The organism is Bradyrhizobium sp. BWC-3-1 (assembly GCF_032917965.1).
GTDB lineage: Bacteria > Pseudomonadota > Alphaproteobacteria > Rhizobiales > Xanthobacteraceae > Bradyrhizobium > Bradyrhizobium canariense_D.
Map to the genome: position 1 here is coordinate 115,798 of NZ_CP136625.1, position 25,778 is coordinate 141,575.

General features: G+C 62.8%; 26 protein-coding genes and 1 tRNA gene. 11 read left to right on the top strand and 16 right to left on the bottom strand.

The window, feature by feature from the left end:
* The first annotated feature begins 149 nt into the window (after positions 1-149).
* From ugpB to RX329_RS00530, 6 genes are all read left to right on the top strand, one after another.
* The gene (gene ugpB / locus RX329_RS00505) at positions 150-1,466 is read left to right on the top strand and encodes a sn-glycerol-3-phosphate ABC transporter substrate-binding protein UgpB (protein ID WP_026233019.1); all 1,317 of its coding nucleotides are present in this window, start codon (positions 150-152) and stop codon (positions 1,464-1,466) included.
* Between the two features lie 47 nt (positions 1,467-1,513).
* Entirely contained in the window at positions 1,514-2,395 is an 882-nt protein-coding gene (ugpA, locus tag RX329_RS00510) for a sn-glycerol-3-phosphate ABC transporter permease UgpA (RefSeq protein WP_018455751.1), read from the top strand.
* A complete protein-coding gene (gene ugpE, locus RX329_RS00515; protein WP_027514732.1) occupies positions 2,395-3,243 on the top strand; it encodes a sn-glycerol-3-phosphate ABC transporter permease UgpE in 849 nt (282 codons plus the stop codon). Before ugpA ends, ugpE begins: the two co-directional genes overlap by 1 nt.
* Positions 3,244-3,248: 5 nt before the next feature.
* A complete protein-coding gene (locus RX329_RS00520) occupies positions 3,249-4,328 on the top strand; it encodes a sn-glycerol-3-phosphate import ATP-binding protein UgpC (protein ID WP_085362033.1) in 1,080 nt (359 codons plus the stop codon).
* A 294-nt stretch (positions 4,329-4,622) separates the two neighbouring features.
* The gene (locus RX329_RS00525; protein ID WP_007598583.1) at positions 4,623-5,048 is read left to right on the top strand and encodes an Hsp20 family protein; all 426 of its coding nucleotides are present in this window, start codon (positions 4,623-4,625) and stop codon (positions 5,046-5,048) included.
* Between the two features lie 51 nt (positions 5,049-5,099).
* Positions 5,100-5,372: a DUF1150 family protein gene (locus tag RX329_RS00530; protein ID WP_007598581.1), complete on the top strand. Its 273-nt coding sequence runs from the start codon at positions 5,100-5,102 to the stop codon at positions 5,370-5,372.
* 165 nt (positions 5,373-5,537) lie between these two features.
* On the opposite strand, the gene RX329_RS00535 is transcribed toward RX329_RS00530, so the two are convergent.
* The 10 genes from RX329_RS00535 to RX329_RS00580 form a co-directional block, all read right to left on the bottom strand.
* Positions 5,538-6,560, bottom strand: a complete 1,023-nt coding sequence (locus tag RX329_RS00535; protein WP_085349906.1) for a glycoside hydrolase family 5 protein — start codon at positions 6,558-6,560, stop codon at positions 5,538-5,540.
* Complete coding sequence (locus RX329_RS00540; protein ID WP_240543374.1) at positions 6,557-7,690, bottom strand: O-antigen ligase family protein; 1,134 nt, start codon at positions 7,688-7,690, stop codon at positions 6,557-6,559. Before RX329_RS00540 ends, RX329_RS00535 begins: the two co-directional genes overlap by 4 nt.
* Before the next feature lie 450 nt (positions 7,691-8,140).
* A complete protein-coding gene (gene ptsN / locus RX329_RS00545; protein ID WP_018455745.1) occupies positions 8,141-8,602 on the bottom strand; it encodes a PTS IIA-like nitrogen regulatory protein PtsN in 462 nt (153 codons plus the stop codon).
* A 238-nt stretch (positions 8,603-8,840) separates the two neighbouring features.
* Complete coding sequence (gene hpf, locus RX329_RS00550) at positions 8,841-9,458, bottom strand: ribosome hibernation-promoting factor, HPF/YfiA family (RefSeq protein ID WP_026233016.1); 618 nt, start codon at positions 9,456-9,458, stop codon at positions 8,841-8,843.
* Between the two features lie 81 nt (positions 9,459-9,539).
* The gene (rpoN, locus tag RX329_RS00555; protein WP_085349908.1) at positions 9,540-11,153 is read right to left on the bottom strand and encodes an RNA polymerase factor sigma-54; all 1,614 of its coding nucleotides are present in this window, start codon (positions 11,151-11,153) and stop codon (positions 9,540-9,542) included.
* A gap of 90 nt (positions 11,154-11,243) precedes the next feature.
* Positions 11,244-12,242, bottom strand: coding sequence for an LPS export ABC transporter ATP-binding protein (gene lptB / locus RX329_RS00560; protein WP_085349909.1), 999 nt, complete (start codon positions 12,240-12,242; stop codon positions 11,244-11,246).
* Between the two features lie 266 nt (positions 12,243-12,508).
* On the bottom strand, positions 12,509-13,219 hold the full coding sequence (locus RX329_RS00565) for an LptA/OstA family protein (protein ID WP_085385578.1): 711 nt from the start codon (positions 13,217-13,219) through the stop codon (positions 12,509-12,511).
* Between the two features lie 5 nt (positions 13,220-13,224).
* Positions 13,225-13,953, bottom strand: coding sequence for an LPS export ABC transporter periplasmic protein LptC (gene lptC / locus RX329_RS00570; RefSeq protein WP_085362035.1), 729 nt, complete (start codon positions 13,951-13,953; stop codon positions 13,225-13,227).
* A 143-nt stretch (positions 13,954-14,096) separates the two neighbouring features.
* A complete protein-coding gene (locus RX329_RS00575) occupies positions 14,097-14,711 on the bottom strand; it encodes a ribonuclease D (protein WP_007598566.1) in 615 nt (204 codons plus the stop codon).
* 147 nt (positions 14,712-14,858) lie between these two features.
* Positions 14,859-16,382, bottom strand: coding sequence for a hypothetical protein (locus RX329_RS00580; protein ID WP_317245483.1), 1,524 nt, complete (start codon positions 16,380-16,382; stop codon positions 14,859-14,861).
* A gap of 802 nt (positions 16,383-17,184) precedes the next feature.
* On the opposite strand from RX329_RS00580, the gene RX329_RS00585 reads away from it, so the two are divergent.
* Positions 17,185-17,646, top strand: coding sequence for a lysozyme inhibitor LprI family protein (locus tag RX329_RS00585; protein WP_240543373.1), 462 nt, complete (start codon positions 17,185-17,187; stop codon positions 17,644-17,646).
* Here the strand turns inward: RX329_RS00585 and RX329_RS00590 are convergent.
* Both RX329_RS00590 and RX329_RS00595 read right to left on the bottom strand, forming a co-directional pair.
* Positions 17,633-17,818 (bottom strand): hypothetical protein, encoded by a 186-nt coding sequence (locus RX329_RS00590; protein WP_143273914.1) that lies wholly within the window; start codon positions 17,816-17,818, stop codon positions 17,633-17,635. The two genes, RX329_RS00585 and RX329_RS00590, sit on opposite strands and share 14 nt — an antisense overlap.
* Positions 17,819-17,862: 44 nt before the next feature.
* Positions 17,863-17,949: transfer RNA gene (locus RX329_RS00595), tRNA-Leu, on the bottom strand.
* 163 nt (positions 17,950-18,112) lie between these two features.
* Here RX329_RS00595 and RX329_RS00600 point away from each other — a divergent pair.
* The gene (locus RX329_RS00600) at positions 18,113-19,078 is read left to right on the top strand and encodes a complex I NDUFA9 subunit family protein (RefSeq protein WP_018455737.1); all 966 of its coding nucleotides are present in this window, start codon (positions 18,113-18,115) and stop codon (positions 19,076-19,078) included.
* Positions 19,079-19,111: 33 nt separating this feature from the next.
* Here RX329_RS00600 and RX329_RS00605 read toward each other — a convergent pair whose 3' ends face one another.
* Complete coding sequence (locus tag RX329_RS00605) at positions 19,112-19,918, bottom strand: undecaprenyl-diphosphate phosphatase (protein WP_026233013.1); 807 nt, start codon at positions 19,916-19,918, stop codon at positions 19,112-19,114.
* Positions 19,919-20,088: 170 nt separating this feature from the next.
* Between RX329_RS00605 and RX329_RS00610 the strand changes: the two genes are divergently transcribed.
* The 3 genes from RX329_RS00610 to RX329_RS00620 all read left to right on the top strand — a co-directional run bounded on the left by RX329_RS00610 (position 20,089) and on the right by RX329_RS00620 (position 22,918).
* Positions 20,089-20,781 (top strand): glutathione S-transferase family protein, encoded by a 693-nt coding sequence (locus RX329_RS00610; protein ID WP_018455735.1) that lies wholly within the window; start codon positions 20,089-20,091, stop codon positions 20,779-20,781.
* Positions 20,730-21,920, top strand: coding sequence for a tRNA epoxyqueuosine(34) reductase QueG (gene queG / locus RX329_RS00615; RefSeq protein WP_018455734.1), 1,191 nt, complete (start codon positions 20,730-20,732; stop codon positions 21,918-21,920). The genes RX329_RS00610 and queG overlap by 52 nt, the downstream gene beginning before the upstream one ends.
* Before the next feature lie 200 nt (positions 21,921-22,120).
* On the top strand, positions 22,121-22,918 hold the full coding sequence (locus RX329_RS00620; RefSeq protein WP_317245484.1) for an acyl-CoA thioesterase domain-containing protein: 798 nt from the start codon (positions 22,121-22,123) through the stop codon (positions 22,916-22,918).
* A 17-nt stretch (positions 22,919-22,935) separates the two neighbouring features.
* Here RX329_RS00620 and RX329_RS00625 read toward each other — a convergent pair whose 3' ends face one another.
* The 3 genes from RX329_RS00625 to RX329_RS00635 all read right to left on the bottom strand — a co-directional run bounded on the left by RX329_RS00625 (position 22,936) and on the right by RX329_RS00635 (position 25,636).
* Positions 22,936-23,403, bottom strand: a complete 468-nt coding sequence (locus tag RX329_RS00625) for a nuclear transport factor 2 family protein (RefSeq protein ID WP_018455732.1) — start codon at positions 23,401-23,403, stop codon at positions 22,936-22,938.
* A gap of 114 nt (positions 23,404-23,517) precedes the next feature.
* Positions 23,518-24,696 (bottom strand): IS481 family transposase, encoded by a 1,179-nt coding sequence (locus tag RX329_RS00630; RefSeq protein ID WP_317244478.1) that lies wholly within the window; start codon positions 24,694-24,696, stop codon positions 23,518-23,520.
* A 127-nt stretch (positions 24,697-24,823) separates the two neighbouring features.
* Positions 24,824-25,636 (bottom strand): alpha/beta hydrolase, encoded by an 813-nt coding sequence (locus tag RX329_RS00635; RefSeq protein WP_085362038.1) that lies wholly within the window; start codon positions 25,634-25,636, stop codon positions 24,824-24,826.
* Positions 25,637-25,778 lie beyond the last annotated feature (142 nt).

The following is a 25,778-nucleotide window of genomic DNA, read 5'->3' on the forward strand; positions in this document are numbered from 1 at the left end:
ACGCTGCGCGCGCGGCATTCGCCTATTTGACGGCTTCCCTTTTCCAGCGCTTGCCGCTTTCGTTTCGGCCGCTTACACAGTCATGTGAACGTCATATGGCGCTGCTAGCGCAAGCGATCATTTTTGACGGCCCAAGGGAGGTTTACTTGATGGCTCTTCGACATTTTGGAGCGGCTGCCGCTATTGCACTCACGGTTGGACTATCGGCCTCGCCGGCCTTGGCCGTGACCGAAATCCAGTGGTGGCACGCGATGACCGGCGCCAACAACGACGTCATCGTCAAGCTCGCCACCGACTTCAACGCGTCGCAGAGCGACTACAAGGTGATCCCGACCTACAAGGGCAACTATCCCGATACGATGAACGCCGGCATCGCGGCGTTCCGCGCCGGCAACGCCCCGCACATCATGCAGGTGTTCGAAGTCGGCACCGCGACCATGATGGCCGCGACCGGCGCCGTGAAGCCCGTCTACAAGCTGATGGCCGACGCCGGCGAGAAGTTCGACCCCAAGATCTACCTGCCCGCCATCACCGGTTATTATTCGACGTCGAAGGGCGAGATGCTGTCCTTCCCTTTCAACTCGTCCTCGACCGTGATGTGGGTGAACCTCGACGAGCTGAAGAAGGCGAACGTAGAGATCCCGAAGACCTGGCCCGAAACGTTCGAGGCCGCCAAGAAGCTGAAGGCTGCCGGTCATGACACCTGCGGCTTCTCGGGCTCCTGGATCACCTGGGTCAATCTCGAGCAGCTCTCGGCGTGGCACAACGTGCCGCTCGCCAGCAAGGCCAACGGCCTCGACGGCTTCGACACCGTGCTCGAGTTCAACGGACCGCTTCAGGTCAAGCATCTCGAAACCCTGGTCGAGCTGCAGAAGACCAAGACCTATGACTACGCCGGCCGCACCAACACCGGCGAAGGCCGCTTCACTTCGGGCGAGTGCCCGATCTACCTGACCTCGTCGGCCTTCTTCGGCAACGTCAAGGCGCAGGCCAAGTTCAACTTCACCGCCGTGCCGATGCCGTATTATCCCGACGTCAAAGGCGCACCGCAGAACTCGATCATCGGCGGCGCTTCGCTGTGGGTGATGGGCGGCAAGTCGGCCGAGGAATACAAGGGCGTCGCGAAATTCCTGACCTTCCTCTCCGACACCGATCGCCAGGTCTACATCCACAAGGCCTCCGGCTACCTGCCGATCACCAAGGCGGCCTACGCCAAGGCGAAGGAAGAAGGCTTCTACAAGGATCAGCCCTATCTCGAGACCCCGCTGCTCGAGCTGACCAACAAGGAGCCGACCGAGAATTCGCGCGGTCTGCGCCTCGGCAACATGGTGCAGCTGCGTGACGTCTGGTCGGAAGAGATTGAGCAGGCGCTGGCCGGCAAGAAGACCGCCAAGCAGGCGCTCGATGCCGCCGTCGAGCGCGGCAACACGATGCTGCGGCAGTTCGAAAAGACCGCCGTCAAGTGAGGCAATGAGCGGCAGGCCGCGACCCGGCCTGCCGCTCTGCTGGCATCATGCAAAAGCAAGCCATCTTCCAGTCAAGACTGTTACCGTACGCGCTGGTTGCGCCGCAGCTCGCGATCGTCCTGATTTTCTTCTATTGGCCGGCCCTGCAGGCGGTGATCCAGTCCTTCCTGCTCCAGGATGCGTTCGGTCTGTCGACCACCTTTGTCTGGTTCGAGAATTACGTCGAGCTGTTCAAGGACGCAGCCTATTTCGAGGCGATCGTCCGGACCTTCTTGTTCTCGTTCGCCATCGCCGTCTCGTCGCTGTCCTTTGCGCTGCTGCTCGCCGTGATGGCGGACAAGCCGCTGCGTGGCTCGATGCTCTACCGCACGCTCCTGATCTGGCCCTATGCGGTGGCACCGCCCGTGGTCGGCGTGCTCTGGATCTTCATGCTGCATCCCTCGCTCGGCGTGCTCTCGCGCTATCTGCGCAATATGGGCGTCGACTGGAATCCGCTGCTCGACGGCGACCAGGCCGCGGCGCTGATCATCCTCGCCGCCGCGTGGAAGCAGATCTCCTATAATTTCCTGTTCTTCCTCGCCGGCCTGCAAGCGATCCCAAAGAGCGTGTTCGAGGCCGCCGCGATCGACGGCGCCCGTCCGATGCGGCGGTTCTGGACCGTGACCTTCCCGTTGCTGTCGCCGACCATCTTCTTCCTGCTGGTGGTCAACATCGTCTACGCCTTCTTCGACACGTTCGGCATCATCGACACGATGACCCGCGGCGGTCCCGGAACGTCGACGGTCACGCTGGTCTACAAGGTCTATTCCGACGGCTTGCTCGGCGGCAATCTCGGCAGCTCGGCGGCGCAGTCGGTGATCCTGATGGTCATGGTCATCGTGCTCACCGGAATCCAGTTCCGCTTCGTCGAACGCAAGGTGACCTACTGATGGTCGAGGAAGAGGGCTTCCGGCGCTACATCGCCCACATCATCCTCTGGATCGGGATCGCGGTCGTCGCCTTCCCGGTCTACATCGCGTTCGTCGCCTCGACCCAGGACAACGCGCTGATCGCCAACGGGCAGATGTCGCTGCTGCCGGGCGGTCATTTCTTCGAGGTCTACTACCAGACCATTTTCGTCGGCACGAGCGGATCGACCCGCGAGCCCGTCGGCAACATGATGCTGAACTCGCTGGTGATGGCACTGCTGATCGCGGTCGGCAAGATCGCGATCTCGATCATCTCCGCCTATGCGATCGTCTATTTCCGCTTTCCCTTCCGGATGCCGATCTTCTGGATCATCTTCATCACGCTGATGCTGCCGGTCGAGGTGCGCATCTATCCGACCTACAAGATCGTCGCAGATCTGCACATGCTCGACAGCTATGCGGGCCTGTCACTGCCGCTGATCGCCTCGGCCACCGCGACGCTGCTGTTCCGCCAGTTCTTCATGACCGTCCCGGACGAGCTGCTGGAAGCCTCGCGCATCGACGGCGCCGGTCCCTTGCGCTTCTTCTGGGATACGCTGCTGCCGCTGTCGCGCACCAACATGGCGGCGCTGTTCGTGATCCTCTTCATCCTCGGCTGGAATCAATATCTCTGGCCGCTGCTGATCACCACCCGCGACGACATGCAGACCATCCAGGTCGGCATCCGCAAGATGATCACCACCACCGACGCGCTGACCGAATGGCCGATCGTGATGGCGACCGCCGTGCTCGCGATGCTGCCCCCGGTGTTCGTCGTCGTCGTGATGCAGAAATTGTTCGTGCGCGGACTCGTGGAGACGGAAAAGTAAATCCCATGGCTAACGTCACCCTGCGCAACGTCCGCAAAACCTATCCCGGCGGCTTCGAGGCCATCAAGGGCGTCAACGTCGATGTCGGCGACGGCCAGTTCTGCGTGCTGGTCGGGCCCTCCGGCTGCGGCAAGTCGACATTGCTGCGCATGGTCGCAGGCCTCGAAACCGTCACCGGCGGCGAGATCGACATCGGCGGCCGCATCGTCAACCAGATCGAGCCCGCCGACCGCGACATCGCGATGGTGTTCCAGAACTACGCGCTCTATCCGCATATGAGCGTCTTCAACAACATGGCTTACGGCCTGCGCAACCGCGGCATGAAGGAGGCCGAGGTCAAGACCCGCGTCGACGAAGCCGCCCGCGTGCTCGAGCTCACCTCGATGCTGGAGCGCAAGCCGCGCCAGCTCTCCGGCGGCCAGCGCCAGCGCGTCGCCATGGGCCGCGCCATCGTGCGCCAGCCGAAGGTGTTTCTGTTCGACGAGCCGCTGTCCAACCTCGACGCAAAGCTCCGCATCGCGATGCGGGTCGAGATCCGCAAATTGCAGCGCCGGCTCAACACCACCTCGGTCTACGTCACCCACGACCAGCTGGAGGCGATGACGCTCGCCGACATTCTCGTGGTGATGAATGGCGGTCAGGTCGAGCAGGTGGGCAATCCGCTCGCGATCTACGAGAAGCCGGCGACGACCTTCGTCGCCTCCTTCATCGGCGCGCCACCGATGAATCTGATGTCGATTCGCGCCGACGAGATCAAGTCGCAGCTCGGCAGCACCGACGCCGGCATCCTCGGCATTCGCCCGGAGGATTTCGTCATCACCGACCAGACCCCGGCCGGCGGCGTCGCCCTTCCGCTCACCGTGGAAGCGATCGAGCGCGTCGGCGCTGAAACCTTCGTTTACGGCACGCGGGCTCAGGACGAGCAGCGCATCGCCGCCAACCCCGGCGAACTGCCGCCCGGCGAGGTCATCGTCCGCATTCCCGGCTCAGAGGCGCCTCCGATCGGCGAGAAGATCCGCGTCGCAGCAATGCGCCAAAAGCTGCATCTGTTCAGCGGCGATGGGCGGACGCGGATCGAGGCCTGATCGGGTTCCGCTGGGCCGTCGATTAAAAAACGCGAAAACAACCCCATGCACAGTAGAAGGGGGTTTGTTTTTGTTGAGAAAAATCACACCGCAATTTCGTCGGGCCGGCTTGTGGCAGGCGTTTCGCGCCATGGCGACAAGTCAGCTTTTGTGCATGGCAGAGCGGGTGAGCTGCCAGTCCACAGCCCCGGCTACGTCCTTGAACCCACACGCGGATATGCCCATATTGCTGATCAAGGGGTGCCTGTACGGGCCCTGATGCACCAAAGTCGCTTCGAGAGGACTTTGTAAACTATGTCTCGTGTTCCCACGCTTTCCAGTCCCTTCCTTCTGGGCTTCGACGAGATCGAGCGCGTGCTCGATCGGGTCGTCAAAGGCGCCGACGGTTACCCTCCCTACAATATCGAGAGGTGCGACCGGTCGGAGGGCCAGCCCGAGCGTCTGCGGATCACGCTGGCGGTCGCCGGATTCACCCGCGACCAACTCGATGTAACCATTGAGGAAAACCAGCTCGTCATTCGCGGGCGGCAGCAGGACGACAAGACCCGGCAATACATCCATCGCGGCATCGCCGCGCGCCACTTCCAGCGCACTTTCGTGCTGGCGGAGGGGATGCTGGTGCTGGGTGCGGATCTGAAGAACGGATTGCTGGCGATCGATCTTGCCCGGCCGGAACCGGAGAGGATCGTTAAGACAATCGCTATCAATGAGCACGAATAATGGAACGAGTAGCGGACTCGACCGCTTAGTTTCGAGAGAGGAGTCGAGACCATGAGTGAAGGTCACGTTGCGTTCGAATACGAAGCCAAGAACGTCTCGCCGGAGACGCTGGCAACCCTCGGCGAAGGCCATATCGCCTATGTGAAGCAGATCCGCTCTGAGGATGTGCCGGGCCTGTTTCCCGAAGCGCCGAAGATCGCGCCGGGCCTCAAGCTCTTCGCGCTCCACGCCGCCGACGGCACGCCGATCATGCTGACCGACAGCCGCGAAGCCGCGATCGCCAACGCCTGGAGCAACGAGCTGCAAGCGGTGAGCGTGCACTGAGCACGCGCGCGTCGCACGAATAGGGTTTCAAGCGGGCATGCCTTCGCAGGAAGGCGTGCCCGTTTGCTTTGGGGGATCCAGAATCTTTCCGTGGCAAGATTTTGGATTGCTTCGCTCGCTCGCAATGAGGCAGTGTGCGGCGATGGCTCGCGTCCCGGATGCACCTCAACGCCCGGCCGGAAGCAGTGCCCGCAGGATGTCCGGCTTCCAGGCTTGACGCGCGCTGTCGAAGGCCGCGAAATCATGATCGAACTGCCAATAGGCCCAAGCCCAGCCAAGCCGCTCTGCGCTCCGCGCCACGAATGACAGATATCTGGTCCGTGCTTCGGCTGGAGCGGCCTCGTACACGCCGAACTCGCCGAGATAGATCGGGCGCTTTTCTCTTTGGGACCAGGACCGAATCTTCTCGAAATCGGCGCGGGCCTTCTGTTTATCCTCCGGGGTACCCCAGTCGAGCGGGCCGATTCGCGAAAATGTGGGCGACCACGGTGCGCCCTGATGGGTGAAACGGATCGGCGCGTAATAGTGAAACGTGACGATCAGATTCCGGTCATCCGACGGCAGGACCAGGTCCTCGACCGGCATCTCGTCGACGTTGAGAACCGAAGCGATGACCGTCCGCCGGGGATTGGTGGCGCGGATGATGCTGAGGCACTCGTTCAGAAGGCCGTTCCAGCCGGTGGACGACATCTGCCCGCCCGGCTCGTTGAGGACCTCGAAGACAAGTGCTGGATATTTCCCGGCATAGCGCGCGGCGATTTGGGTCCAGAACGATTTCAGCTTGTCTGTGCACTCGGAGATGTCGCGCTGACAAACATGGGTATCGTGCTCGTCCAGGATGGGGATGAGATTTCGGGCGAGCACTTCCTCGATGACGCCATCGAGCCGCCTCAAGACGACTTCATCCATTACCTTCTCCGGATTCATGAATTTAAAGCCGAAGAAATTGATCCGAACGTGCGAGAACCCGGCGCGTCTGATCGCAGTGAGGTTGTCCAGACGAAATGGCGCGTTTCGGCCTCCCTCCCAGACGCCGTCGTAGCCGAGGATGTTGATGCCGCGCCCCAATTTTGGAGCAGGAGGCGTGTTGGCCTGTCCGGCTGCCTCGGTCCGGAAGCAGATCGGAAGCACGGATAGTGCCAAGACAAGACGAAAGGCTATCGTCCAGCGGACGCGGATGGCATTCATCCTGTTTGCCCCGTCATTGCTGCAGGCCCCTGCTGGGGCACCGGCCTGCACACTGCGAAGAAGAATGCGACGAGCAGCACCGACGTGAACATTGTCGAGCGAAGAAACATCGTCTCCGTGAAGTTCGATTGAAAGCTCAGGACGACGAAGCCGATGATCAGCGCGCAGTGATACCGATCGATCGACCGGGTGGCGATCAAATAGAGGACCTTTTCCGAGAACAGATAAACGCTCGTGACGAACAGCAAATATCCCAGAAATCCAGTTTCAATCGCGACCGCGATGTAACCGCTATGATAATTGTCGAGCACCCAGCCATGATTCTGGTTGAAATAGTCGTAGATCGCGGGGCGCGTCCAGAATCCGTTGATGCCGAAGCCCAGCAGCGGCGCATCGTTGAAATGGCCGATGGCGTACTGCCAAATGAAGGTCCGCTCGGTCAAATCGACGGTCGCCTCGCCGAGATGGATGGAATCGTACCCCGTCACGTAAAAATACAGCATCAGCAGAGCGGCCAGGATGCACATGATGAATGGCAACACCGCATAGATTTTCATGCAGCGGATCGACCACATGGAAGTCACGAGCAGCCCGCCCGCCGCGAATGCGACAGCGCCGGCACCACGCGACTCCGAGGCGATGACGCAGGTCGATGCCAGAACAAGCGACACGAGGAATGCAATCCATCCCTGCCCCGTGATCTTCTGATAACAGGCAAAGAACATCAGATATGCGCTGATAAAGCCGAGCGTCTGCTTCGATTCGTAGATTCCTTGCCACTGGCCGTTGTGCATCCAGCTCTGGTCGACGCCGATCTCGGGCACGAAGACGGCGCACAACGCCGAGGCGGCGACCAGAACGAACAGCCCGAGCGCCGTGGATCCGACGATCTCGTCGATGTCGATACGCGTGATGAGGCAATACGCACCGAAAGTCGTCACCACAAGTGCAACGCTCTTCATGATCGCTGCGATGGAAAGCGTGGTCCAGAGAACGGAAATGGCCGCGAGGGCATAAAATGTGACCAACGCGATGAGATCTGGATTGGGCTGGATCCGGACCCGCGGCCGTACGAAGACACTGGCATAGATCGAGACGATCCACATCAGCAGCGCGACCGCCTGCTGCACATAGCTCCACTCTGAAGGTAGTAATGCCGGGTGAAGAACACCCATTGATGCGATCACGTTGAGGGTGATCGAGCTGCGGATCACGTTTCTGGCCAGCCGTTCCACGCCGGCGCTTGGCGCTTTCCAGATCGCGCTTTCATATGCATCGGAGTCCGCTGCGGTATGCAGTCCGGCGCCAAGCTGACCGCCCTGAAGCACGGCCGCGGGCCGCTCTTCCGCCCCGGCACCGATGTGCAGCGGCGCCCTTCCATTCCCAGTCACGTGCACTCAGTCCATAACGGCGAACGGCCCTTAACGATGTGAGGGCCGCCCCATATGCCCTACGTCTCAAACGGGAAGATATTCGCGTCTTCTACCTTCGAGATCAAGATGAGCATGACGAGATTGCTGCGCGCCGCGTAATCCAGGTGCCAGAATCGATCGGGCCTTATCCTGCAAGAAGGAGGGGAGTTACGCCGCGGTCGCCGGCGGCAGCGCGAGCACCGAATAGATCGCCTGGGCATCGCGCGAGGCGCGGAGCTTCTTGGCGATGTCCTGGTCGCGGAGCAGGCGGGCGATGCGGGCCAGCGCCTTGAGGTGATCGGCACCGGCGCCTTCGGGGGCGAGCAGCAGGAAGACGAGATCGACCGGCTGGCCGTCCATCGATTCGAAATCGATCGGGCGATCGAGGCGGGCGAACATGCCGAAGATCTTTTCCAGCTTGGGCAGCTTGCCGTGGGGAATGGCGACGCCGTAGCCGACCGCAGTGGTGCCGAGCTTCTCGCGTTGCAGGAGTACCTCGAACACGGAACGCTCGTTCTGCCCGGTCAACTCGGCGGCCTTGGCCGCGAGTTCCTGAAGCGCCTGCTTCTTGCTGTTGACCTTCAATGCCGGGAGAATCGCCTCGGGCGCGACCAGATCGGTAATCGGCATGGAAGTTTTCCGAGGTGAATGAAAACGTCAGGTTCCGAATTGGCCAGCCTGGACAAAGAACCTGGGCGGGCCGACGTCAAGAAGATGAAGCAGGAGGCGGACTTAGCTCGCCCCTGATGTGGGGGGCTTCTACTCCAACGCAATCCCGGTGCCAACTCCCGCGTGCAGCTTTGCCCCGGTCATTGTTAAGGCGGAAAGGGGCCCCGGCGCGGTGCCCCCAGAGCGTCGCCCGACGGCCTCACGCCTTGCCACCCACCTTGCCGTCCGTCTTGACCCCCGGGGGGTCTATCCAGCCGACATTGCCGTCGGCCCGGCGGTAAATGATGTTCACCCGGCCGGAGGAGCCGTGCTGAAACACCAGGCAGGGCGCCCCGCTGAGGTCGAGTTCCATGACCGCTTCGCTCACGGACAGCGGCTTCAGCGAGGTGGTGGCCTCGGCGATGATGACGGGGCTGTAGCCGGTGATCTCGTCCTCATCCTCACCCTCGCCCGGTGCCTCCAGCACGTAGCTGGTGGCATCCATCGCGGCCAGCGCCGCGGAGGCGACATGGGCCTTGCGGGCGGAGCGATCCTTGAGCCGGCTCTTGTAGCGCTTGAGCCGCTTCTCGATCATCACCAGCGCCTGGTCGGCACTGGCATAGGCGTCCGGTGCGTTGGAATCGGCCTCGAGCGTGATTCCCGAATCAAGATGCAGCGCACAGTCGGTGCGGAAGCCGAAGCCGTCCTTGCTCAACGTGATGTGACCAGAGTAATTGCCGTCGAAATATTTGCGCAGGACCTCTTCAGTCCGGTCGTTGACGCGGCCGCGCAGGGCCTCGCCGACGTTGACGCTCTTTCCCGAGATGCGGAGAGTCATGTGAACCTCACTTGGTTCGTGCCTGGCCTGGATTTGGGCCCGATAGCAGATCGAGAGTAGCGCGATTTCGCGCCGGCGCAATCAGGCCGGTTCGGGATTGCGGGAGCGATCGGCCATGGCGGTGGAGACGACGTTACCAAGAGCGCTCTGCTTGTCGCGACGGCGTTGCACCGAGGAAGGAATGCGCATGGCTTCGCGGTACTTCGCGACCGTGCGGCGGGCGATATCAATGCCCGAGCCGCGCAAGCGTTCCACGATGGTGTCGTCGGACAGGATCGCGGAGGGCGCCTCCGCATCGATCAGCTGCTTGATGTGGTGGCGCACGGCTTCGGCCGAATGAGCCTCGCCGCCATCGGCCGAGGCAATCGAGGCCGTGAAGAAATATTTCAGCTCAAACGTGCCGCGATTGGTCGCCATGTATTTGTTGGCGGTGACGCGCGACACCGTGGATTCATGCATCTGAATGGCGTCGGCGACGGCCTTCAGATTCAGCGGTCGCAGATGCGCCACACCATGGGTGAAGAAGCCGTCCTGCTGGCGCACGATTTCGGTTGCGACTTTCAGGATGGTGCGGGCGCGCTGGTCGAGCGCACGCACCAGCCAGGTCGCGTTCTGAAGCGCATCGGTGAAATACGATTTGTCGCCGTCCTTGCCGATCTTCTTCGAGAGCTGCGAATAGTAGGTCTGGTTGACCAGCACGCGCGGCAAGGTGTCGCTGTTGAGCTCGACATGCCAGCCGCCATCGGGTCCCGGGCGGACATAGACATCGGGCACCATGGTTTGGAGCCGGGCCGTGCCGAACTTCATGCCGGGCTTGGGATTGAGCCGGCGGATCTCGCCGATCATGTCGGCGATGTCCTCATCGTCGACGCCGCAGACCTTGCGCAAGGCTCCGATGTCGCGCTTGGCGAGGAGGTCGAGATGCTCGACCAGGGCCTGCATCGCGGGATCGTAGCGGTCGAGCTCGCGGAGCTGGATCGCCAGGCATTCGCTCAAATTGCGCGCGCAGACGCCGGGCGGATCGAATTTCTGCAGTACGGCAAGAACGTTCTCGACGTCCTGTTGCGATGCGCCCAGCCGTTCGGCGGCCTGGCCGAGATCCGGCGGCAGATAGCCGGCTTCGTCGACGAGGTCGATCAGATACTGGCCGATCATGCGCTGCGCGGCCCCGGTGAAGGCAACCGAGAGCTGCTCGGCGAGATGGTCGCCGAGCGTGGTCTCCGCGGCGACAAAGGCTTCGAGATTGTAGTCCTCGTCACCGGAGGCGCCGCCGCCCCATTCGGTATAGGTGGTCGGCGCCGCATCCTGGGCGTTGCGCGCGGCCGCCTCGGCGGGTTCCTCGGAGAAGACGTTGTCCAGCCCGGTGTCCATGGTCTGCTCGATCTCGGCGCGGGTGCCGAGATCCTTGCTCATCCACTCTTCCTGGCCGGGCTCGAAGGCTTCGCCCGGGCCGCCGCCCGGCTCGTCGTTGTGGCCGCCGTCGCTGTCATTGAACTGGCCGGTCTCGGCCGGGCCCTCGCCCGCGGGCGGCTCGTCATTGGCCCGTTCCAGCAGGGGATTACGCTCGAGTTCCTCTTCGACGAACGTCGTGAGATCGAGATTGGACAATTGCAGCAGCTTGATCGCCTGCATCAACTGCGGCGTCATGACCAGCGACTGCGATTGCCGGAACTCTAATCTCTGCGAAAGCGCCATGAAGCAAGAACCGATCCCAAAAGTTGGTCCGATTTTTGCTTATCCTAGTCCAAGCCCGATGTACACGTCTTGACGAATTGGAAAAACGGGCTAGAGGCGGAATTCCTCGCCAAGGTAAAGGCGGCGCACGTCCGGATCGGCGACGATCTCATCCGGGCTCCCCTCGGTCAGGATTTCACCTGCATAGACGATGTAGGCGCGATCGGTAAGTCCGAGCGTCTCGCGCACATTGTGGTCGGTGATCAGCACGCCGATGCCGCGGTTGGTCAGATGGCGGACGAGGTCCTGGATGTCGCCGACCGCGATCGGATCGATGCCGGCAAAGGGCTCGTCGAGCAGCATGTAGTTCGGACGCGTCGCTAGTGCGCGCGCGATCTCGACGCGGCGCCGCTCACCGCCGGACAACGCAATCGACGGCGATTTCCTTAGGCGCGTGATGTTGAATTCGTCGAGCAGCGAGTCGAGCTGCTGCTCGCGCTTCTTGCGCGACGGCTCGACCACTTCGAGCACGGCGCGGATGTTCTGCTCGACGGTGAGACCGCGGAAGATCGAGGCCTCCTGCGGCAGATAGCCGATCCCGAGCCGCGCGCGCTGATACATCGGCAGCTTGGTGACGTCGTGGCCGTCGAGCTCGATCGCGCCGCGATCGGCCTTGATCAGGCCGGTGATCATGTAGAACACGGTGGTTTTGCCGGCGCCGTTGGGGCCGAGCAGGCCGACCGCTTCGCCACGGCGCACATAGATGCTGACGCCGCGCACGACCTGGCGGCTGCCAAAACTCTTTTCCACGCTATGCACAGCCAGGAAGCCCGGCCGCTTCAAGAGCTGAGGCCCGCCGGACCCGTTGGGCCTGCCGGCAGCCCTCACGGGATGAACCGCCTGGGCCCGGGGCTGCTCGGCTTGATAGTCCCCTTGGAACTGGTCGGGTGCGTGCATCGGCTGGTTACGGGCGATCGGCGGCGCGTCCCTGACAGGGCTGGCCACGAGGCCGCCGACGCTGTCACCGAGCGCGGTGATGTCCTGGCGCGCAAATCCTGGCCGGCCGCGTTTGGCGGGGCGCCGACGGAACATGCTGAAGAGATCGACCATCCCCGCCTTCTAGCCTTTCGCGACGATCCTGCGCGGTCTTCGCGCGATCTGCCGCGCCGGCTTCAGAATTCGCCGACGCAGCATGAATGAAGGGATGTCTCATGCCCAGTGAAACACGCCCGAAAAGCGGCGAACCCCGCTTCGAAAGCCCTTCGCGCTAGATACAGTCTCGGCACGCAAGCTTCAACCTCGGATCGGCGATGATCGACCCAAGCGTCTGAAATCATTCTTCAAATTTACTTTGACGGGCTTGGGTCTACGCTGACTTATTTGGGTTTAGTTGCGCCAGGCAATTGCAGAGGTCCCGCGCCGGGCTTGCCCGCGCCTCCGGATCCGCAATCATTGCCGCCGCCCTGCGGCAGCAGCGCCTGCACCCGGCCGCTATCGGATTCCACACGCGACACGCCCGTGGTCATGTCGACCGCCAGCCGGTCGCCGCGCAGCACGTTCTTGCACTGCGTCAAGACGACGCCCCCGAGCATGGTGATGAGGTTGGTGCGGGTGTCGAACACGGCGGTCTCGCCCGTGACCACCTGGTCCTTCTGGGTGACGACGACATTGCCGCGCGCCTCCAGTCGCTTGATCGAGGAGTTGCCGCCCGGTCCCGGCGTCGCCGACTGCATCGGCGCCCCCTTTGCCGCCTTTGCCGCAGGCTGCGGCGCGGCCGGCTTGTCGCCGCCCGAATCGTAAAACACCACCAGCGTCTTCGAGGTCATGGTGGTGTCGCCCTGAATGACCTTCACATTGCCGGAAAACGTCGCTTCCTTCTTCTTGTCGCGCATCTCGAGCGAGGCGGCCTCGATCTGGATCGGCTGATCGCGGTTCTGCGAGAAGCCCTGCATCGCGTTGGGCACGCCTTGCATCGTGCTCTGCGCGATCGCCGCACCCGTTGCGACCAGTGCGATGCCGACGGCGAGCGCGGCCGCACCCGGGATGACGCGCCGCTTGCCGTCGTTGCGCGGAAAAAACCTGATCATGAAAATCACTTTGAATTGGCGGACTTGTTCTGGGGCGTACGTGTCTTCGCAGCCGGCGCGGGTTCAGTCGGCGCGGGCTGAGCGGCGGCAGGATCGTCCAGCTTGTCGAGGTGCATCACCACATTCCCTTCGAAGCGGATGACGTCGCCGCCTTCCGTGATCCGCAGCCGATCGGCCGTCAGCGTTCCGTTGGTCAGCTTGACGTCGACATGCTCGTCCGAGGAGACCGTGCCCTTGCCCATGTCGACGAAGGCCGAGTTCAGCCGCGCCTCGTAGCCGGTCGAGGTGCGCAGGAAGATGTCCTTGTGCAGGTCGAGCTGCTGCTGCTTGTTGTCGAACCGTCCAGTGCGGGCATCGAGGAACAGGGTCGATTGGTCTTCCATCAGCACCTTCGCGCGCAAATCATGGAGATCGACATGATCGGGATCGGTGATGTCCTGGGTCGCGGTCTTGGCCCAGAGCTCGTAGGGCCGCTGGTCCGGCGTGAAGCCGGACATGTGCGGCGATTCCATCGTGATCTTCGTGCCAGTGACCACGAGATTTCCGGAGTCGAGCTTCACGGGGATCTGGAACGGGTTGAAAATGGTCGAGATGAGGACGAGCAGACCCATGGCCGCGGCCACTGTCGTCGGCACCGCGATGCGCAGAATCCGCACCAGGCGGCTGTGGCGCGCCGCGCTGGCGAACTTCGCCGCGAGCGCGGCGTCGTAGGTGGGATTATGGGCCGAATTCACCTGGGCTCCTGAGGTGTCGCTCGCCTGGTCCGGCTGGCGGGCGCCCCATTGTAGCCGGCAACGCCAAAATATGCAGCCCGCGACAGGCCGTTACGAAAGTGTCTGAAACGGGGCGACCGCCCAGCTTGCCGCCGCGCTAAACTCTAGGAATGCGCGAAAATGTCCTCTTCGGCCCAGCCCTGGAGATCGAGCAAAGCGCGGGTCGGCAGGAAGTCGAAACAGGCTTTGGCCAGCGCCGTGCGGCCTTCCCGCGCCAGCATGGCATCGAGCCGCTCGCGCAAGCCGTGCAGATGCAGCACATCGGAGGCGGCGTAGGCGAGCTGCGGCTCGGTCAGGCTGTCGGAACCCCAATCGCTCGATTGCTGCTGCTTGGAGAGGTCGACATTGAGCACCTCGCGCACGAGGTCCTTGAGGCCATGGCGGTCGGTATAGGTGCGGATCAGGCGGGAGGCGATCTTGGTGCAGTAGATCGGCCCGGTCATGACACCAAACGTCTGGTACAGCACCGCGACGTCGAACCGCGCAAAATGGAAGATTTTCGTGTTCGCGGGATTGGCCAAAAGCGCCTTCAAGTTCGGCGCGTCGGTATGACCTTTGGGGATCTGCACCACGTCCGCGCTGCCGTCGCCGGGCGAGAGCTGCACCACGCAGAGCCGGTCGCGATGCGGGTTCAGGCCCATGGTCTCGGTGTCGATCGCCACCGCTCCGGTATAGCGGGACAGATCGGGCAGGTCGCCGCGGTGCAGGCGTACGGTCATGGCGTTTCAAACCTCAATCGAATCGGTGCGCTTTGCAGGCCAATCCCCGGGACAGATGCTGGCGAGGGCCGGCCGCGATGTATCCGCTGGCAGCCGCCGGCGCAAGCATCAGGCGCGGCTGGTCATACAGAGCCGCGGCGCCTGTCGTCATTGTCTTTTGGCTTCGCCGGCCAAACCGGATTGCGGCCTGACGTAAACGGTCTCGTAAGCGCCGGTGTATTGCTCGCGCCAGCCTCGCCGCTCCACCAGAAATCGCCGCAGCTGTTCGTGCGCCTTGACCCACAGCACGGCGTCGATCCGGTATTTGTCGAGCACCATGTCCCACGCGGCTTCGTCGATCTCCCAGCTCACCAGCTCGAAATAGTCGCGCAGCAAATCGTCCGGATAGGCGGTCGCGGCGCGACCATCGACGAATGGGGGGACGGTGCCGTGCGTCGCGAAGATCAGGTAGCCACCGACGTTCCAATTGTTCAGGACCCGCCGACCTGCGAGATGCTTTTGCAGATAGCCGGCATCTTCGCTCGACAGCATCGGCGGAAGTGCGAACGCCGGCGCAACGTTCAAATAGGCCATCGGCAGGGTGCCGAGACCGACGATGCCGGCGGCCAGCAACGCTCCCCTCACGTCCCGACCGGTGAGACGCTCAGGCAGCAAGCGGCTGAGGTGAAGCGCCATCGGCGCGGTCGAGAAGATGAAGAAAAAAGCGATGTACCTGAACTGATACAGCCCCAGAATCAGGAACAGCCAGGACATCAATCTCGGCTCGAGCGGGATCGGTCTGGAGTTTCTGTAGCGAAGCTCGAGCGCGACGAAGGCCAACATGTACAGGATGCCGGGAATGCTGCCCGGCATTTCCATGTTGTGATAGTAGGACAGCCATTCGCCGATATTGCCCTGGACGAAGTGCCCCATAGTCGCGGCGGCACCGGCATAGATATTCCAGCCAAGCGGTTTGACGAAGGTCGCGGCAAGGCACCCGATCCCCGCGAGAGCAAGAATCCTGAGGTCGGCCCAGGCCGTTCTGAGCACGGCGCCGCCGCAGAAGACGCCGATCACGAAAAAGCCGAGCAGAAAACCGCCGTGCAGATTGGCCCAGAGCACCATCAACACGGGAAGCACGAACCATCGCGTTCGTCGCAGGCATTCGCGATAGAAGACGACGCAGAACAACATCGTGCAAGCATTCGGCGAGACCGCGAGATACATGTTCGGCGAAGCTTCGTAAGCGGGATAGAGCAGGCAGGCCAAGAAGACCGAGACGCAGACCGCGATCGCCGACGCGCCGTAGCCGAGAGAGATCGCGGTCAGGATGCCGACGATCGCTGCGCCGCAGGCCACCGTCAGCAGGACGAGGCCGCCAAAGCCTGCGTATTGAAACGTCGCACTGGCAAGCGCGTCCCAGAGCCAGGACAGGTTGAGCCATGGCTTGTCGCCGTGGGTGAACGACCAGGGGTCGCGGAGCGGGATGGCGTTGCGTTCCCGGATGATATCTCCGGCCGCCAGATGCCAGCCCAGATCGTAATGGCCGAGCAGAAGCGGCGCGTTCAAGACGTAGAACAGGCAGATGAACGAGATCAGGAACAGATAAATTCCCGATCTCAGGAGAAACGGGCTGATCGCGTTCGCAGCCTTGTCGAATGCCGGCTCGTGCCAGACCTGATGCTGATCCACCGCTTCCCCCACGACAAAGCGAGCCCGATGGCTCCGCGCTCGCCGACGGCCGGATGCGAGCCTGCCCGCTGACTTAGAGCTAGTTTGTCTAAAGCGGGGTAAATTCGGACGATGCAACCGAGGGGGGATTGGCGGAATGAAATTCCGCTCAACGGCGGGCTTCCGAGGCCTCCCAAGCAGCTGTTTACACTTGGAAATCTTCGAAGCGAACCTGCATCGTCTCATCCCCGAGCTGTTATTAATCGCATTGCCGGAAAATGCCCGAAATCGCTTCAGCTACCGGTTTCGGCGGCGGCGGCGGCCGCAGTCACCGGCTTCGGGGGCGGAGGTGGTGTCACCGGCGGGAGCGATTCAACGACTTGGGTTGGGTGTGGTGCCCAGGAAAAGACTCGATCGTCACCTTCAGTTGTCCAAATGGAGGCCCCCGCGAGACCGCGACCGCGCAGCGTGGAGATCGCCAGTGCGTGCCTTAAGCGGTCCCGCCGTCATTATTCGTCAGCGTAGCTCCTGTTCCACATTCAGGTGAACCAACGCTGGGCCTTCGATGACCAAAGTTGCATGTATCACCTATTGGTCGAAAATCCCGTAAGTCAGGTCAAGGCACATCAAAGGCATTGATTGGAGAGGGCGTAGCCGAAGCCGCATACCCCCTCGTTTTCCCTTCGCACTCGCCGTCCGGCCCTTCCGCCACATCCGCCGGTCTACCGTCTCGCTGAGCTTCATGCGCTCGCAGTGGTGTTCTGTTCCATATTTTCGATGCGTCGAACGGAGATCTCCAATGAAGCTCAAACTTGCCGTCGCGATGCTCGCCGCAAGCCTCCCGATCGCATCGATGGCTTTCGCCCAAGGCATCGCGCCAGCCGAACTTGCGGTGATCGATGGCTGCCTGAAGACCGCGGAGAAAACCGGCGGTTTCGGCGGCGCGTGCGTTGGGCTCGTCGCCGACCCCTGCATCAAAGCGGCAGAGGGCGCGAATGACGATGTCGCCAAATGGAAAGCCTGCGCGGCGCGCGAACTCGCCATTTGGACGCTGAAAACCAATGAGGCGCTAAAGAAGGTTCAGGCCGGCGGGTTCGCCGACGTGATCAAGGCGGTCAATGACTCGCAGAAAACTTTCGCCGCGTCGCGTGATGGCTTCTGCGCGGTCTTCGACAAGGTCGATCCCGGCATGTACCGGGGCAGCGCGAGCTACTGCCGCCTGCGCGAGACCGCGAACCGCTCGCTGAGCCTGATCAAGCTCGGCGCCGCGGTCAACGAGCACTGAGAGCTCTTAGGCGCTTGGGGTCATCAGCTTTGCCGACCTTTTCCCACATAGCGATGACGGCTTCGGCCGCGAGCGCGGTGGACGTCGGCGCGTAGCGCTTGCCTGAACGACTGAAGCCAGCCTCCAGATCGCCTGCGATCGCCGTGCCTCGGTTTTGAGTACCGGTCAGCAACTCAAATTCCCTGCAAAAGCGATTTCAATCGCTTGAGTAGGAGATGGTGCCCAGGAAAGGACTCGAACCTTCACGGCCGTTAAGCCACTGGCACCTGAAGCCAGCGCGTCTACCAATTCCACCACCTGGGCATGCCGGTTAGGCACGGAGGCGGTTACTACGGTTCGGTGAGGCGGTTGTCAATTCATGCTTGAACCCCGCTTCGGGATGCGGATTGCGCATCGCAAACCGGCCCGATACAAGCCTGACGAGACGCACTCTTCCCGCAGGATATGGACCCCAGGAATGGATCCCATGGCATCGAATCTGGACACGCTCGTCACGGTTTTCGGCGGATCGGGGTTTTTGGGCCGGAATGTCGTCCGCGCGCTGTGCCGGCGCGACTACCGGGTCCGGGTCGCGGTGCGGCGGCCGGAGCTGGCCGGGTACCTCCAGCCCTCCGGCAAGGTCGGGCAGGTCCACACCGTGCAGGCGAATGTCCGTTATCCGGCCTCGATTGAGGCGGCACTGCGTGATTCGCAGATCGTGATCAATCTGGTCGGCATCCTCGCCGAGGGTGGCGCGCAGAGTTTTGACGCCGTCCAGGCCAAGGGCGCCGAGACCATCGCCAAGGCGGCCGCGGCCGCGGGGGCACAGCTGATCCATGTCTCGGCGATCGGCGCCGACGCGGAATCGCCCTCGCGCTATGCCAGGGCCAAGGCGGCCGGAGAAGCCGCGGTCCTGGCCGCGGTGCCGTCGGCGACGATCTTCCGCCCCTCCGTGATGTTCGGCCCCGAGGACCAATTCACCAACCGCTTCGCGGCGCTGGCGCGGATGTCGCCGGTGCTGCCGCTGATCGGCGGCGACACGAAGATGCAGCCGGTCTATGTCGGCGACGTCGCCACCGCGGTCGCGGATGCCGTCGACGGCAAGGCCAAGGCGGGCGCGACCTACGAGCTCGGCGGCCCGGAAGTCCTGACCATGCGCGAGATCATCGAGGCCATTCTCGCGATTGCCGATCGCAAGCCGATGCTGATGCCGCTGCCGTTTGGCCTCGCCCGCTTCAAGGCCAACTTCCTGCAATTCGCGCCGGGCGCGCTGAAGCTGACGCCGGACCAGGTCACGCTGCTCGCGCGCGACAATGTCGTGTCGGACGCGGCGAAGGCCGCTGGGCTAACGCTGGAAGGCCTCGGCATCGCGCCCGACTCGCTTGAAGCGATCGCCCCGCAATATCTCTGGCGTTTCCGCGCCGCCGGGCAATTCCAGCGCAAGAGCGCGTAACCATCCCCGCAGTCAATTGTTTGAAGTTCGGGGTTACCGCCCCAGTGCCAGCGCGATCAGGCCGAGGGTGCCGACGATCACGCGCCACCAGGCGAACACCACGAAGCCGTGGCGGGTGACGTATTCCAGGAACGTCTTCACCACGATGATGGCGGTGACGAACGACACCACGAAGCCGATCGCGACGATGCCCATGTGGTCCATCGTCATCTCGGAGCGGTTCTTGTAGAAATCGTAGGCGAACGCGCCGATCATGGTGGGAATGGCGAGGAAGAACGAGAACTCCGCCGCCGCGCGCTTATCGGCCCCGAGCAGCATGGCGGAGACAATGGTTGCACCGGAGCGCGACACGCCCGGGATCATCGCCAGACACTGCGCGATACCGATGTAAAGATACATCAGCAGCGGAAACCGGGTGGCGTCATGCTCGCGCGCCTTGAGATCGAGCTTGTCGACCCAGAGCAGGATGGCGCCGCCGACGATCAGCGAGAAGCACACCACCCAGGGATTGAACAGCAGACTCTTGATGTATTTGCCGCCGACGAGACCGACGATGACGGCGGGAAGGAACGCCACCAGCACGCCGATCACGAAGCGGCGTGCATAGACGTCACCCGTGAACATCCCGATCGCGACGTCCCACAATTTCTTGAAGTACAACACGACGATCGCGAGGATCGCGCCGAGCTGGATCAGGACCGTAAACGAATCCCAGAACGCGCCTTCGCCGAGATGGAAAAAGCGCTCAGCAAGCAGCAAATGGCCGGTCGAGGACACGGGAAGGAACTCGGTCACACCCTCGATGATGCCGAGGATCACTGCCCGTATTGCATCTGACATATTTACGGTCCATTTCGGCTGGAAAAGCGGGGCTCTTCTCGCCCATCCGCTCCCTTGCTGCAATCGCAAAATGCGGCGTCGCGCCCTTGCTTCGCGGTTTTGAATGACTAGTGTGGCGCCGCACAAAACATTGATGGATTCTTAAGCACCATCACATAGTCAAAGGCTTCATGTTTACGCTGTTTCATCATCCGTTCTGTCCGCATTCGCGGTTCATCCGCCTGATCGCGGGAGAATACGGGCTTGAGCTGAAGCTGATCGAAGAGCGCAGCTGGGAGCGGCGCGAAGCATTTCTGCTGCTCAATGCGGCGGGCACGACGCCCGTCCTGGTGGACGACGAGCAGCCGCCGATCCCGGGCGCGGCGATCGTCGCCGAATATGTCGACGAGGCCTATGGCTCTGAGATGGGACTTAAGCGCCTGATGCCGGACACGATCGGCGAGCGCGTCGAGGTCCGCCGGCTGATGGCCTGGTTCAACGAAAAGTTTTTCGAGGAAGTCTCCCACCCGCTCGTCACCGAGCGCATCTACAAGCGCTTCATGAGCGAGGACAACGGCGGGGGCCCGCCCTCGGCCGACGTGATGCGCGCCGCCAAGGCAAACGTGCGCTATCATCTGGCCTATATCGGCTGGCTGGCGCAGACGCGTAATTTCCTCGCCGGCGACCGGCTCACCTACGCGGATCTCGCCGCCGCGGCGCACCTCTCGGCGATCGACTATCTGGGCGACGTGCCATGGAGCGAGGACGACGCGGCAAAGGCCTGGTACGCACGGGTGAAATCCCGCCCGTCGTTCCGTCCGCTGTTGAGCGAATGGCTGGCGGGCGTGCCGGCGTCGCGGACCTACGTGGACCTGGACTTCTGAACTCCGATCCGACCGAACTGAAGACGGCGCTGGCAAACGAAGCACGTGCGCTCGGCTTCGACTGCATCGGCATTACGGAGCCCGGCACGATCGAAAGCGCCGGAAAACACTTTCTCGAATTCATCGCATCCGGCGGCCATGGCGACATGGACTGGCTCGCCGCGCAGCCGGAGCGCCGGGTCGATCCCCGCGGGCTGTGGCAGGACGTGCGCAGCGTCATCATGCTCGGCGTCAATTACGGCCCCGACCAGGATCCGCTCGCGATCCTGCAACAGCGCACGCGCGCGGCGATCTCGGTCTATGCGCAGGGCGACGACTATCACGACCTCATCAAGAAGCGCCTGAAGGCACTGGCGCGATGGCTGGTCGCGACCGCAACTTGTGAGGTGAAGCCTTGCGAAGTGAAAGTATTCGTCGACACTGCGGCCGTGATGGAGAAACCGCTGGCGCAAGCCGCGCATCTGGGCTGGCAGGGCAAGCATACCAATCTGGTCTCGCGCGAATTCGGCTCATGGCTGTTTCTCGGCGCGATCTACACCACGCTGGAACTGCCGCGCGACGACGCCGAGATCGATCATTGCGGCTCGTGCCGGGCGTGCCTCGACATCTGCCCGACCGCGGCCTTTCCCGCGCCCTACAGGCTCGATGCGCGGCGCTGCATCTCGTATCTCACCATCGAGAACAAGGGCCCGATCCCGCGCGAATTTCGTAAAAGCATCGGCAACCGCATCTATGGTTGCGACGATTGCCTCGCCGCCTGTCCCTGGAACAAGTTCGCGCAGGAGGGCCGTGAGGCCAAGCTCGCCGCACGTGACGCTTTGCGCGCGCCAGGTCTTGCCGAGCTCGCACGGCTCGACGACGCTGCGTTTCGCGCGCTGTTCACCAAATCGCCGGTGAAACGCATCGGCCGCGACCGCTTTTTGCGCAACGTGCTGATCGCGATCGGCAACTCCGGTGATGCGGCACTGGCGGACGAGGCGCGGCGATTGCTGGAGGATGAGAGCGCGCTGGTACGCGGGGCTGCGGTATGGGCGCTGGGGCAGTTGGTGCCGCGGGATGAGTTCGAAACGATGAGAGCAACCGCCATAGCGCGCGAGCGTGATGACGGCGTGCGCGAGGAGTGGGAGCTCGCTTCCTAATCCTCGGTGTCATGCCCCGGCTTGACCGGGGCATCCAGTACGCCGCGGCCTATCGATTCAATCACGAGCGCCGCGGAGTACTGGATCGCCCGGTCAAGCCGGACGATGACACCGTTGTTGTGGTAAGAGCGCTTCGCGCCTCCTCACCACGAGGATTGAGCATCTTGATTTCCCCGCACGTTCCTCCAAGCTCGCGCGTCATGACAAACATGCCTTTCTTCACCCGCGACGGCGACACATTCCACCCGACGGAAGTCGCCAATGGGCCGTGGGATCCGACATCGCTGCACGGACGCGTCATCGTCGGCCTGCTCGGCTTCGCCATCGAGGAGCGCCATTCCGGTCCTGAATTCGTGCCGGCGCGGCTGACCGTCGATATGTTTCGGCTGCCCACCATCAACAAGCCGATCGAGGTGACGACACGGCTGGTGCGCGACGGGATGCGCATCCGCGTCGTGGAAGCAGAGTTCTTTTCCGGCGGCATCGGCATGGCGCGCGCCTCGTCCCAGCTGTTACGGCGAACGCAGAATCCCGACGGCAATGTCTGGTCGCCGCCGAACTGGGACGTGCCGAAGCCGGCCGACATTCCCAAGCCGACCGATCCCAGGCTCGGCATGAACGGCAAATGGACCACGCGACCCATCGTCGGTCACATGGGCTCGCTCGGGCCACGAAAGCTCTGGATGAGCGAGGTGCGCGAGCTGGTCGCGGGCGTGCCGATGACGCCGTTCGTCCATGTCGCCACCGGCGCGGACTTCGCCAGTCCGTTCGCGAACGCCGGCGACAAGGGGCTCGGCTACATCAACAGCGACGTCACGATCTATCTGCACCGCCTGCCGGTGACGAACTGGATCGGCTTCGAGGTGGTGAACCACCAGGCCACCGACGGTGTGGCGATCGGCGAATGCTGGCTCTATGACGAGCAGGGCCCGATCGGCACCGCCACTGTCGCGGCGCTGGCGCAGCGCAAGCCGATGGTAAATCCGTCGAAGCGGTAGGTGCGCAAGAACGACGGCTAACCCAAATGTCGCTTCATCTCCGGCCGCGCCTTGAGCTCCGCGCCCTGTCTGGCGACGATCTTCGCAATCCGTTCCGGCGCAAACTTCAAATCGACAAACGCCGGCGCGGTGTTGGCGACCTCGTGATAGCTGACGATCCTTCCGTCCCGGAGCGTCATGATCGCCACGCCCTCGAACATCGCCCGCGCGCCATCAGCCTCCGGCAAGATCGAGCGATAGCTGAACGTGTAGCGCGCATAGAGCGTGGTGCCGTTCGACACCGGGTCGTGCATGTCCCAGCGAAAGTCGGTCGCCGTGCGATAGAACCAGTCGTCGATCATCGCGGCGATCTTCTCGCGGCCGGCGAAGGCGCCATAGAACACGTCGTGATAGACGCCGTCCTCGGTGAAGAGATCCGCAAAGGCTTTTCCGTTGCGTTGTTCGACGGCGTCGCAGAAGGCGCGCAGCATGGCGGTGGTGGTCATCGGCGATTCTCCCCTCCCATTCTCAGTCATGCCCCGACCGGGGCATCCAGTACGCCGCGGCTTCTCGGCTTGAGCACGAGCGCCTCTGGAATACTGCATCGCCCGATCAAGTGTTTAGACCGGAGACATAGCTGACGCCTGTTCGGACACATCACTGACAGTTTGGCTGCGCGTCAAGTCGATTGATCCGACCTGCCAACTGGCAAAGAAGATTCCGTAGCGGCCGTCGCGGTCGAGCGGCCTCACGGCCAGCTGCTCGCCGCAGAAGGCTTGAGGGACTTTCCACATTTGCCCTTTGAAGGCGATGTAGCTCCGCGTCGAGGAGACGGTGCGAACGATCTCCCCGGCGTCGTATTGGATCTTCGGCACACGATCCGGCATGGCGCGTAAACTGGGCCGGTAGCGATCGGCGGGAATGCCCATGCCCAAGCTCTCGTGGGGCCGCTCCAGATTGTAGACCGTTCGCCAGCTATCGAGGGCACGCTGGACTTCCGCCAAAGTGCGGAACGTGCGCAGAGCGAACACTTCTGCTTTCAAGCTGCGATGGAAGCGTTCGTTCTTGCCTCGGCCCTGAGGATGACGTGGCCTGGCATGGACCACCCTGACGCCGAGCTTGAGCAGCCATACCTTCAGCGCAGTCCAGCGAACGCCCGAGGTGTCGCCCCAGGGAGAACCGTTGTCGAGGTAGAAGGCCTCCGGCAGCCCATAGCGTCGGAAGGTGTCGGTCAGATGCCTCTGCACATCAGGTCGCTGCTCGTTGGCGCACGCCTTCAAACACAGCGCATAGCGGGAGTGGTCATCGACCATGGTTAGCGGATGGCAACGCCTTCCGTCGGCAAGCGGCATGTGGCCCTTGAAGTCCATCTGCCAGAGTTGATTGGGCGCGTCCCTCTCGAACCGGTGGCCTGAAGGGCTCGGCGCGGCTTTCTCGCTCGGCTTGATCCGTTCGTTCCGGCACAGGATCCGATGCACTGTGGAGGGCACCGGTACGGTCTGGCCGCCGCGCTTCAGGCAATGGGCAATCTTGCGCGCTCCCCAAGCCGGATGCTTGTCACGCACAGCCAGAACCCGCGCCTCGACCTCAGGCACGCTCCGCTTGGGCATGCTCTTGGGCCGGCGCAACTGATCCGCCAGTTCATGATCTCCAGCCTGCCAACGCCGCAGCCATTTGTAGCCCACATCAGGACTGATCCCGAACCGCCGGCACAACTCCCGCCGGTTCGCCCCTTCCTGCAACGCAAGCCGCACAAACTCCCGTCGCTGATCCATCACCGACACCTCGTTCCAGGGCATGGAAGGCCTCCCGAATCGACCATTCCAGCCCAGTTTGAAGTGTCAGCTATGTCTCCGAACACCTGTCAGTGATCTGTCCGGTCTAAACATCAAGTCGGGCGATGACACCGAGTGCTAGGTGACGATTTCACCCGATCTCGGCCACGGCGGCAAGAATGCGGGCGATGTCCTGCGGGCGCGAGAGGCGGTGATCGCCGTCCTGGATCATGGTCAGCACGACGTCGTCGGCCGGCAGGCGATGGGTCAGGGCGAACGCGTGCTGCCAGGGCACGTCAGGATCCTGCGCACCTTGCAGGATGCGGACGGGACAGCCGAGATCGATGGCGCTGCCGAGCAGGAGGTGGTTGCGTCCCTCCTCGATTAGATTCCGCGTGATCGGATAGGGCAAGCCGTCGCCATAGTTCGACGGTCTCAGCCAGACGCCTTTGGTCTCGATTTCTTTCTTCACCGCGGCCGGAAAATTCTTCCACATCAGCTCCTCGGTGAAATCGGGCGCCGGCGCGATCAGCACCAGGCCCGCCAGCGAGGCTTTGGCTTGCAGTTTCTTTTGCCGCTTTTTGATCTCGCGCGCGAGCAGCAGCGCCATCCAGCCGCCCATGGACGAGCCGATCAGGATTTGCGGGCCGTCGCAGAACCGCTCGAATACCGCGACGCTTTCCTCGAGCCAGCGCCCGATGGTTCCGTCGACGAAATCGCCACCGGATTCGCCGTGGCCGGAATAATCGAACCGGACCACGGCGCGGCCGTGATCCCGGGCCCATTCGTCCAGCGCCACGGCCTTGCTGCCCTGCATGTCCGACTTGAAACCGCCGAGCCAGACCAGCCCAGGTCCTTGACTTGATTCTTGGGCCGCGCGGCGGCGCGCCGCGATCCGGCGTGCGGACGGGCCTTCGCCCACATCGATGAAGTCGAGCACGGCATCGGGAATTGGGTGATTCATGGAACGTTTACTCTGGCTGTGCGGTTTGAGCTGTCCGGACGTGCTCCGCAGCGCAGCCGGACGTCGTCATTGGCCCTTTGGGACGCTTGCGGAACAGAAGCAAGGTGTCTATGTCCCTCTGCGTGCCCCGCCGTGGCCAAAA